The organism is Bacteroides sp. (assembly GCA_036351255.1).
Taxonomy (GTDB): Bacteria; Bacteroidota; Bacteroidia; order Bacteroidales; family UBA7960; genus UBA7960.
On the sequence record JAZBOS010000160.1, the window covers coordinates 1 to 1,391 of the forward strand.

Here is a 1,391-nt window from a genome sequence, read left to right on the forward strand (position 1 = left end):
ATCGTGCCGGTGAGACGGGCGTGGTCGACGCCCTGCTCCTCGGCCGCCACGATGTAGAGGGCCATCACCGGCAGCACGGCGCCGTTCATGGTCATCGACACGCTCATGGTGTCCAGCGGGATGCCGTCGAACAGCTCGCGCATGTCGAGGATGGAGTCGATGGCCACACCAGCCATCCCCACGTCGCCGGCGACACGCGGGTTGTCGGAGTCGTAGCCCCGGTGGGTGGCCAGGTCGAAGGCGATCGACAGCCCCTTCTGGCCGGCGGCGAGGTTGCGACGGTAGAAGGCGTTGGAGTCCCGGGCCGTGGAGAAGCCGGCGTACTGGCGGATGGTCCACGGCTGGTTGACGTACATCGTCGGGTAGGGGCCGCGCAGGTACGGCGGATGGCCGGGGAAGGAGTGCACATGGTCGAGTCCGTCCAGCGCGTCCGCGGTGTAGAGGGGCGCCACCTCGATGCCCTCGGGGGTGACCCACCTTGCCTGCTGCGCAGGCAGTCCCGTCGCCGCGGTGAACGCGGCAGCCCAGCGCTCGGGGTCCCCGTCGCGCAGGGGCCCCAGCTCGACGCCGGCGAAGCTGCCGATCCCGTGCTCACTCATCACTGCACTCCTACCGTGCTCAGGGCTCGGTCGACGAGGTCGACGGCATCACCGCCGGCGACGACGTACTCGTCGACGCCGGCAGCGTCCAGGGCGGCCCGCAGGTCGCCGGGCCGGCCCGCCAGGTACAGCCGGGCCGGGCCGGCCGAGGCAAGGGCCTGTGCCACCGCGACAGCCTCGTCGGCATAGCGAGCATCGCTGCCGCAGATGCAGGCCAGCTGGGCCCCACTGTCCGTGAATGCTTGGGCCGCCGTCTCGGCCGTGACCGTGCCGGACGAGATCGCGACGACGCCGCCGGTGGCGAACAGGTTCGTCGTGAACGTGGCCCGTGCCGCGTGCTCGGCGAGAGGGCCCACGGTGGCCAGGAAGATCGTGGGAGCAGCCCCCGTCGCGCCCGAATGTGCCGCGGCGCGGTCCCGCAGGCCTTCGACGTGCTCGGCGTAGCTGTGGGGGACGAGCGGTTCGAACGGCGTCGGCCCGGTGGAGAGCTGGGGTTGCGCGGGCACCGAGTCGGTCAGGTTCGGGAACTCGCTGACGCCCGTGATCGGTTGCCGGCGATGGGCGACCCGGTCGGCCCTCGCCTGCCGGGTGGCCGAGACCCAGGCCTGGGGCAGCCCGGTCAGCAGAGCGGTCACCATGCCCTCGGCAGCCTCGACCTGCTGGAAGCGCCGCCACGCGGCCTGGGCGAGCTCGTCTGTGAGTCGCTCGACGAACCACGAGCCGCCGGCCGGGTCGATCACCCTGGCCAGGTGCGACTCCTCGATCAGGATCGTCTGGACGTTGCGTGCCAGC

2 protein-coding genes are annotated in these 1,391 nt (G+C 71.7%); both read right to left on the minus strand.

Features of this window, described 5'->3' with window-relative positions:
- Nucleotides 1–599 (minus strand): methylmalonyl-CoA mutase family protein (locus V2I46_14910; protein ID MEE4178793.1); only part of this gene is annotated, 599 nt, incomplete at its 3' end.
- Nucleotides 599–1,391: methylmalonyl-CoA mutase family protein (locus tag V2I46_14915; protein MEE4178794.1), on the minus strand; the 793-nt coding region annotated here is incomplete at its 5' end. The genes V2I46_14915 and V2I46_14910, both read right to left, overlap by 1 nt.